This window comes from Polaromonas sp., from assembly GCF_030682935.1.
Lineage (GTDB): Bacteria > Pseudomonadota > Gammaproteobacteria > Burkholderiales > Burkholderiaceae_C > Polaromonas.
The window spans coordinates 1-8,313 of record NZ_JAUXNA010000326.1 but is presented as its reverse complement, the minus strand read 5'-3'; the positions used below and the strand labels follow the sequence as shown (position 1 = coordinate 8,313).

Sequence of the window (8,313 nt, the reverse complement as noted above, 5' to 3'; positions counted from 1 at the left end):
GATGTCGGGCCAGGTCGATGCCATCGGCTGCTCGACCACGGTGGCCGCGCAGATCGACAAGCGCGCCCCTGCCAACACCTACGAAAACAAGTTTTTGCTGCGCCAGCAGGTCATGGCTGTGGCCATGCGCCCCGGCCAGGCCGAGCTGCTGACCACGGTGGATGACTTCGTGGCCCGCAACACGGCCAACGGCGAGCTCAACAAGCTGTACCGCAAGTGGCTGGAAACCGACCTGCCGAAGCTGCAATAAATCCCGGACGGTGCTTTCATGACAGACACAATGCCATCCCCCACCCTGGCCCCCGCCGGGGCCGAGCCCATCATCCGCATCGAAGCGGTGGACAAGTGGTTCGGCAAGTTCCAGGTGCTGACCGACATCAACCTGAGCGTGGCGGCCGGGGAACGCATTGTGGTCTGCGGGCCTTCGGGCTCGGGCAAGTCCACGCTGATCCGCTGCATCAACCGGCTGGAGACCGTGCAAAAAGGCCGCATTGTGGTGGACGGCATTGACCTGACCGCTGGCGGCCGCAACGTGGACTCGGTGCGCCAGGAAGTGGGCATGGTGTTCCAGCAGTTCAACCTGTTTCCGCACCTGACGATTTTGCAGAACTGCACGCTGGCGCCCATGCGCTCGCGCGGCCTGAGCCAGCAGGAAGCCGAAGCCATCGCGATGAAATACCTGACGCGCGTGCGCATCCCCGAGCAGGCCCGCAAATACCCGAGCCAGCTTTCGGGCGGCCAGCAGCAGCGCGTGGCGATTGCGCGCGCCCTGTGCATGACGCCCAAGATCATGCTGTTTGACGAGCCCACCTCCGCGCTGGACCCCGAGATGGTCAAGGAAGTGCTGGACACCATGATCAGCCTGGCCGACGACGGCATGACCATGCTGTGCGTCACGCACGAAATGGGCTTTGCCCGCAGCGTGGCCGACCGCGTGATCTTCATGGCCGACGGCAAGATCATTGAGCAGGCGCCGCCGCAGCAGTTCTTCAGCAATCCGCAAAATGAGAAAACCCGCAATTTCCTGGGACAGATCCTGAACCCACAACATGCGCACTGAACTGTCAACTCCCGCTCTGGCCGCTGGTGCCGCTCCCTGCATCCTGATTTCCCTGTCTGCCTTTGGCGCCACCGAAGTGCGGCGCCACGGGCAGCTCTGGTTTACCCAGCTCAGCCACGCTGCCGGCGCCGATGGCGTTGAAGTGCGCAGCGAACTGGTGGTCGATGCCGCCACCGAACTCCCCGCCATTGCCGAAGCCGTGCGCGCGGCCGGCAAAAGCGTGGTCTATTCCAGTGCCGAGGATCTCTGGGCCGCAGACGGATCGCTGGCTACGCCCGCGCTGGACCGCGCTCTGATGGCCGCCCACATCCTGGGCGCACCCCGGCTGAAAATGGCCATTGGCGGATTTAACCCTGCGTCACACACCACCCTCACCACCCTCACCGCGCTGCAAGACCGCCTGCAAGCCGCCAACACCGAGCTCGTGATCGAGAACGACCAGACCCCCGCTGCGGGCACGCTGGCCGCGCTGCAAGACTTTTTTGACACGGCCAATGCGCAGGGACTTCTTCTCGGCATGACCTTTGACATGGGCAACTGGCACTGGACCGGGGAGTGCCCGCTGCAGGCCGCCGCCGCGTTGGCGCCGCAAGTGCGTTATGTGCATTGCAAAGGCGTGCAGCGCCAGCCGCAGCGCTGGGTCGCCGTGCCGTTGGCCGAGTCCAGCGCACCCTGGCGCGCCGTGCTGCGCGCCCTGCCGGCTGATGTGCCCTGGGCCATTGAATATCCGCTGGCGGGTGATGACCTGCTGACCGTGACGCGCCAGGAAATCGGGCAGCTGCGCCTGGTGGCCGCCAGCATGGCAAGCCGCACGCGCATCCCTTCCTCAAACAAAAGAACCGCAAGATGACCCGAGCGCTGGACGTGATTACTTTTGGCGAAGCCATGATGCTGCTGGTCGCCGACCGGCCCGGTCCGCTGGAACATGCCGAGACTTTTCACAAGCGCACCGCCGGCGCTGAAACCAACGTGGCCATTGGCCTGGCGCGCCTGGGCCTCAGGGTGGGCTGGGCCAGTCGCCTGGGCACCGACTCCATGGGCCGTTACCTGCTGAACGCCATGTCGGGCGAAGGCATTGATTGCTCGCACGTGGTCTGCGACGCGTCGCAAAAAACCGGCTTTCAGTTCAAGGGCAAGGTGACCGACGGCAGCGACCCGCCAGTCGAATACCATCGCCAGGGCTCGGCCGCCAGCCACATGGCTGCGCGCGACATTGACGAAACCTGGCTGCTCTCGGCCCGGCACCTGCACGCCACCGGCGTGTTTGCGGCCCTCTCGGCCACGACCTTGCCGGCCGCCCGCAAGACCATGGACCTGATGCGCGCCGCCGGCCGCAGCGTGTCGTTTGACCCCAACTTGCGCCCCACGCTGTGGGCCACACCCGAGCTGATGCGCGCGTCCATCAACGACCTGGCAACGCGTGCCGACTGGGTGCTGCCCGGCCTGGAAGAAGGCCGATTTTTGAGCGGCGAACACAGCCCCGAAGGGATCGCCCGTTTTTACCGCCAGCGCGGCGCGCATCTCGTCATCGTCAAGCTGGGCAGCGAAGGGGCTTACTTCGACGGCGAAACGGGCTGCGGCCATGTGCCGGGCTTTCCGGTGGCCGAAGTGATTGACACCGTGGGCGCGGGCGACGGCTTTGCGGTGGGCGTGATCAGCGCGCTGCTCGATGGCCTGAGCGTGCCCGAAGCGGTGAAGCGCGGCGCCTGGATTGGCGCGCGCGCCGTGCAGGTGCTGGGCGACAGCGAAGGCCTGCCGGCACGCGACGAACTCGGCGAGGCAGGACTTTAAAAAATGGCCGCCAACACGTCACGGCAAAAGGTTCTGGTCTTCAGGGAACTGCCGCCCGACCAGCTGGCGCGCCTGCAAGCGCAGCACGAGGTCACGGTCGCCAACCCGCGCGTACCCGGGCAGTTGCCGGCCTTTCACGCCGCACTGGCCAGCGCCGCAGGCATGATTGGCTCCAGCTATCCCATCAACGAAGCCCTGCTGGCCCACGCGCCGCAACTCAAGGTTATTTCCAGCGTGTCCGTCGGCGTGGACAACTACGCCTTGAGCGCCCTGGCGGCGCGCGGCATCCTGCTGTGCCACACGCCCGGCGTGCTGACCGAAACCACGGCAGACACCATTTTTTCGCTCATCATGGCGAGCAGCCGCCGCCTGGTCGAGCTGGCCAGCCATGTGCGCGAAGGCCGCTGGACACGCAACATCGGCGAAGAGCTGTTTGGCTGGGACGTGCACGGCAAGACGCTGGGCATTCTGGGCTTTGGCCGCATCGGCCAGGCCGTGGCGCGGCGCGCCGCGCTGGGCTTTGGCATGCCGGTGCTGTACCACAGCCGCCGCGCACTGGACCTGGCCACCGCCTTGCCCGAACTGGCCGGCAAGGCCACCCACATGCCGCTGGATGAGTTGCTGCGCCGCGCCGACATCGTCGCCGCCGTGCTGCCCCTGTCCGCTGAAACGCGCGGCCTGATGGGCGCGCGCGAGTTTGGGCTGATGAAGCCGGGTGCAATTTTCATCAACGGTGCACGCGGCGCCATCGTGCAGGAAGACGCCCTGCTCCATGCGCTGGACCACGGCACGCTGCGCGCCGCCGGCCTCGACGTGTTCGCCACCGAGCCGCTGCCTATGGATTCGCCCTTGCGCACCCACCCCAAAGTCACCGCCCTGCCGCACATTGGCTCAGCCACGTTTGAAACGCGGCATGCCATGGCGGTGCTGGCTACCAGCAACTTGCTGCAGGCCCTGGCGGGCGAGCGGCCGGCCGCCGTGTTCAACCTGGAAACGGCGGCGATCTAGCGCCAGCGGCCACTGCACCCTTCAGGTTTCTTCGGGCTTCGCAGGCCGGGGAATCTTCTTGAACTTGATCAGCCGGTTGGTTTCGATCTTGTCTTTTTTGACCTGCCGCTCGGCGTCCAGCTTCTGCCCTGCGGCCAGCCACTGGGCATATTCTTCGGGCGTCTCCAGCGTGATGCGGCCGGTCGTGGCGGCGCGAAATTCGTAAATCACGATTTCAGCGGCTTTTTGCAAATTAATGCGCCCCTTGGTCAACACCGCGCCGCGCTTGCGGCCAATGTTCTCCAGCAGCTCCTCATCCGTGATGCCGGGCGGCACCTCGACCTTGTAGCGCGCCTGCAGCAAGCCGGGGTAGGCTTTGATCAGGTAATCGAGCAGCTCCAGCGCGACCTCTTCTTCTTCAAACGCGTTGCGGCCAATGGCGCCACTGGCGGCCAGGTTGTAGCCGCTTTTGGCGACGATGATGCGCGGCCACAGCATGCCGGGCGTGTCCCACAAATAAAACCCGTCGGCCAGCACGATGCGCTGCTCCAGCTTGGTGACGCCGGCCTCGTCGCCGGTCTTGGTCACGCGTTTGCCGGTCAGGGTGTTGATGAGCGTGGATTTACCGACGTTGGGAATGCCGCAAATCAGCACGCGCATCGGTTTGACCATGCTGCCGCGTGTCGGTGCCAGCGCATGACAGGCCTCGATCAGGGCTTTGGCGGGCGTGGTCATGCTGGCGTCCAGCCCAATGGCCCGGGTGCCGGGCAGGCTGTTGTAGTGGGCCAGCCAGAGCGCGGTGCGCGCCGGGTCGGCCAGGTCCTGCTTGTTGAGCACCTTGAGCGCGGGCTTGGCCCCGGTCAGTTCGGCCAGCATCGGGTTGGCGCTGGAGCCGGGCAGGCGCGCATCGAGCAGCTCAATCACGACATCAATTTCCTTGATGCGCTCCTGAATCGCTTTTTTGGTCAAATGCATGTGACCCGGAAACCATTGAATAGCCATCTCTGAACGTTCTTTCTTTACTTTTTGCAGTGCACGAGCACGGATTGTGAACGCTCTGGCCGCCTGAAAGCCGGCCTGCGCCCATCCTCTCTGCACGCAAGCCCTCCGGATGAAGGAAAATTACGCAAAGCGGACTTGAAAACCGCTGGTTCAAGCTGCAGGGTCACGCCCCGCATCCAGCCCATTACCTCATCACCCGATACGGATTGAATACCCTATGCCCTTACCTGAAGCCCCCACCCGCCGGCCCAACAACCCGACCCGCCGCCAGGCTGACAGTAAAGCCAACAACGATGTGCTGATCAAGGGGATTTTGTGCATCCTGATTGGCCTGGGCGTGCTGGTGTCGCCCTATTTCATCACTTCACCGGGCATGCAGGGCATTGTGGCCAAGACCGCGCTGGTCGGCTGGTTTTCCCTGGTGCTGGGATGTGCGTTCATCGGCGTGTACATCAAACGGCGCCTGGCAGCGCCCCAAAAACCGTAAGGTCGCAAAGCCAGGAAGCATGCCGAATGTTCCCACCGACCGCGAAGCAGCGCTCGCGCTCATGCACACCTTGCAGCAGCGCGCCCGGGTAGCCAGTGTGGCGCTGCGACCACCACCGCCAGAACCCACCACCTGCTGCGGGCGCGGCTGCAACGGCTGTGTCTGGGAAGGCTATTACAGCGCGGTGGCCTACTGGCGCGAAGAAGTGCTGCTCAAGCTGCAGGCCTGAGCCGTTTAAAGCGGCCACGACGTGCCATGCTCAGACTCTAAATTGCTATTTATTCAGTAGCTGTCAGCGCCCGCGCTGCTTCGGCTATTGGCCTTTTTTACTTAAATAGTGAAGATTTTTTTCAAGCGTGTGCCGCCTCGCGGCCCGGCACGCCCAGGCGCTCGGCCGACACATACTGCTGGCGGTAAATCTCAAAAGGCAGGGTGTCCGACGCTTCAATTTGCCTTTGCGCCTGGATCGACTGCTCGGTCAGCGCTGTGAGGCGGGCGAGTTGCTGCTCCGACAAGGGCAGGTTTTGCAGTTCACCCTGCGTCTTTTGGGACTGGGCCCGGGCAAACTGCACAAAGGAGTTGTCAAAGTCCTGGGCCATGGCGGCCAGCACGCGGGCCGATGGCAGGGTGCTGGCATCAAGCAACGCGGCTTGGGCTGCGGCCAGCGTTTCGCTGTACTGCGTGCCGCCGTGCGCGGCGTCCAGCGCGGCGGCAATGGGCGCGCACTCGGCCACCAGCTCGGCGCCCCATGCGGTCAAGGGCACTTCGCGGCCAGCGCGCTTCAAGGTCAGGCCGGGCTGGCGGCCGCGCTCGGCCGTCTGGTGCTGGTTGTGCTTGAGCTCGGTGATTTCCTGCGGCGTGTCATCAAGGCTGTCGCTGAGCAGGCAGTGCAGCAAAAACACATCGATGAAGCGCATGGTTTGCGCGTTGATGCCCACCGTCTCAAAAGGGTCCAGGTCCATCAGGCGCACTTCGACGTACTCCACGCCGCGCTCGCGCAGGGCGTGCAGCGGGCGCTCGCCCGGAAAGATGACGCGTTTGGGGCGGATGGTGCCGTAGAACTCGTTTTCAATCTGCAGCAGCGTGGTGGCCAGCTGGTTGTAGTCGCCGCCAGGGTTGCGGATGCCGACTTTCTCATACGGCGGGTAGGGCCGTGTCAGCGCGTCCTGCAAGGAAGCCCCGTAACCCTCCAGGCTGTTGTAGCTGACGGCCAGCGAGGCCTGCGCATCGCTCTGGTAGCCCAGGCGCCCCATGCGCAGCGAGGTGCCGTGCGGCATGTACATGGTGCTTTCGGCCAGCGGCTGCAGCTCGTGCTGGCGGCCCGCCACAAAGGTCGAGCACACGGCGGGCGATGCACCAAACAGATACAGCAGCAAAAACGCGTGGCGGCGGAAGTTGCGAATCAACGCAAAGTACTGCTCGCTCGTCACATCGGGCAAAGACCAGTTGTAGTGAATGCCCGAAATGGTCTGCATGCGCCGGCCATAACGGTGGCTCAGGCCCATGCGGTAGACGCTCTTGGCGCGCCCGATGTTGGACGCGCCAAAGCGGGCAATCGGAATGGTCTCGTCGGTCGGCAAATCGCAGGGCATGCTGGAGACCCAGAGCATTTCGTCGCCTACTTCCTTCATGGCGCGGTAGGTGAACTGGTGCAGTTGCGTGAGCTCTTCCAGCGCGACTTCAGGGCTTGGATGCACGCCCGTCACCAGCTCCACCTGGGACTCGCTGAAGTCGGTGGTGATGTGGGGGTGTGTCAGGGCCGATCCGAGCACGGCCGGATGCGGCGTCAGCGCCAGGCCGCCACCGGGCTGGGCGCGCAGGCTTTCTTTTTCGATGCCGCGGCGCATGCCCTTGAGCCGGGCCGGGGTAAGCGCTTTCAGGCGGTCCTGCAAAAGCGCGCCCGCAGGCGCATGCAACTTGGTCATTTCGTCGTTCCCAGATTCTTGAAGTGGCGTGGAAGGTATCACAGGCCAGCCGTTCGCGCTGGCGCAAAGCGGCTTGCCTGCACGGCGTGCTGGAGTCTGCAAAGGACTGCGGGCGGGGCGGTGGCAAGCCGGGATCATGGCGCCTTCATCATACAAGGCCGTTTCAGGCACAAAACCAGGCCTTGCAGCCAGAATGTCGGCATCAATCCACGCCTTGGGGGCCCACAGCAAAAGCTTGACTTGACTTGCCCGGCGGGCTCAACGACGATAAAAGCATTTCGAACCACGCTAGCCGCCCTCCACGCACAGCCAGGCGTTCGGATCGACGGGACTTTATGAGTCCAGGCCATGTTCGAGCGGAGACGAAAAATGATAAATCTGATACAAAAACTCTTTCGCACGCCCACACCAGATTCAACCCTGGCGTCGTCGGCGTTGCTCAATAAAGCCCCAAACCCCGGCAGCCCCTCCACCATACAAGAAGGATCGGAAAACGCCATCCGGCGCCAACTGGTGCAGGTACTGCTGCGCGATGTCATACGCAAGAACGGCATACCGCCTCAATGGATAGACCTGCAAATGCTGGTGGTATCCAGCAGCAGCCGCGGCGCTGGCCTGTATGTGCGGCTGGTCATCAAGCGGTGGGACCAACGGCTGATGAACTACGCCCAGGCTTTGCAGAACGAGCTGCTGACCGACATTACACGCTTTGAGCCGCAGGCCTCCAAATGGCTGCATGGCATTTCATGGCAGCTGGAAATGGCAGACAGCTGCCCCTACACCACTCTGCCTGACAAGACATTCTGGCTTGAGCCAGCGACACCGGCAGTTCCAGTAGTCCCAGCAGCCCAGGCAGCCCGGGCAGCACCCGTTGCCCAAGCGATTGAAATCGCCCCGGCCGCCGAAACAAGCGACGCACAGGAAGACCTGAATCGCCTGTTTTTCATACGCGATCAGGAAATTGGAAAGTCGGCCGGCGAGCTTGCGCCGGTCGGCTACGAAAATACCCAGCCCTCACGGCTTTAACGGGCGCAGCGGACCAAATTTGCTATTTTTTTAAT

General features: G+C 63.7%; 10 protein-coding genes. 8 read left to right on the top strand and 2 right to left on the bottom strand.

The window, feature by feature from the left end; genetic code table 11:
* From Q8K05_RS15265 to Q8K05_RS15245, 5 genes are all read left to right on the top strand, one after another.
* The coding region (locus tag Q8K05_RS15265; protein ID WP_305247481.1) for a transporter substrate-binding domain-containing protein at positions 1 to 250 on the top strand (250 nt) is incomplete at its 5' end.
* 18 nt (positions 251 to 268) lie between these two features.
* Positions 269 to 1,060, top strand: a complete 792-nt coding sequence (locus Q8K05_RS15260; protein ID WP_305247480.1) for an amino acid ABC transporter ATP-binding protein — start codon at positions 269 to 271, stop codon at positions 1,058 to 1,060.
* Positions 1,050 to 1,910, top strand: a complete 861-nt coding sequence (locus Q8K05_RS15255; protein ID WP_305247479.1) for a sugar phosphate isomerase/epimerase — start codon at positions 1,050 to 1,052, stop codon at positions 1,908 to 1,910. Before Q8K05_RS15260 ends, Q8K05_RS15255 begins: the two co-directional genes overlap by 11 nt.
* Positions 1,907 to 2,851, top strand: coding sequence for a sugar kinase (locus tag Q8K05_RS15250; RefSeq protein ID WP_305247478.1), 945 nt, complete (start codon positions 1,907 to 1,909; stop codon positions 2,849 to 2,851). The genes Q8K05_RS15255 and Q8K05_RS15250 overlap by 4 nt, the downstream gene beginning before the upstream one ends.
* Positions 2,852 to 2,854: 3 nt before the next feature.
* Positions 2,855 to 3,859, top strand: a complete 1,005-nt coding sequence (locus Q8K05_RS15245; protein WP_305247477.1) for a D-glycerate dehydrogenase — start codon at positions 2,855 to 2,857, stop codon at positions 3,857 to 3,859.
* A 21-nt stretch (positions 3,860 to 3,880) separates the two neighbouring features.
* Here Q8K05_RS15245 and ylqF read toward each other — a convergent pair whose 3' ends face one another.
* Complete coding sequence (ylqF, locus tag Q8K05_RS15240) at positions 3,881 to 4,840, bottom strand: ribosome biogenesis GTPase YlqF (protein WP_305247476.1); 960 nt, start codon at positions 4,838 to 4,840, stop codon at positions 3,881 to 3,883.
* 217 nt (positions 4,841 to 5,057) lie between these two features.
* On the opposite strand from ylqF, the gene Q8K05_RS15235 reads away from it, so the two are divergent.
* Positions 5,058 to 5,327 carry a hypothetical protein gene (locus Q8K05_RS15235; protein ID WP_305247475.1) on the top strand — a complete coding sequence of 90 codons (270 nt, stop codon included), beginning with the start codon at positions 5,058 to 5,060 and terminating at the stop codon, positions 5,325 to 5,327.
* Between the two features lie 19 nt (positions 5,328 to 5,346).
* Positions 5,347 to 5,556, top strand: a complete 210-nt coding sequence (locus tag Q8K05_RS15230) for an oxidoreductase-like domain-containing protein (protein ID WP_305247474.1) — start codon at positions 5,347 to 5,349, stop codon at positions 5,554 to 5,556.
* 121 nt (positions 5,557 to 5,677) lie between these two features.
* On the opposite strand, the gene gshA is transcribed toward Q8K05_RS15230, so the two are convergent.
* The gene (gene gshA / locus Q8K05_RS15225; protein WP_305247473.1) at positions 5,678 to 7,252 is read right to left on the bottom strand and encodes a glutamate--cysteine ligase; all 1,575 of its coding nucleotides are present in this window, start codon (positions 7,250 to 7,252) and stop codon (positions 5,678 to 5,680) included.
* Between the two features lie 369 nt (positions 7,253 to 7,621).
* On the opposite strand from gshA, the gene Q8K05_RS15220 reads away from it, so the two are divergent.
* Positions 7,622 to 8,278: a hypothetical protein gene (locus Q8K05_RS15220; RefSeq protein WP_305247472.1), complete on the top strand. Its 657-nt coding sequence runs from the start codon at positions 7,622 to 7,624 to the stop codon at positions 8,276 to 8,278.
* Positions 8,279 to 8,313: the final 35 nt, after the last annotated feature.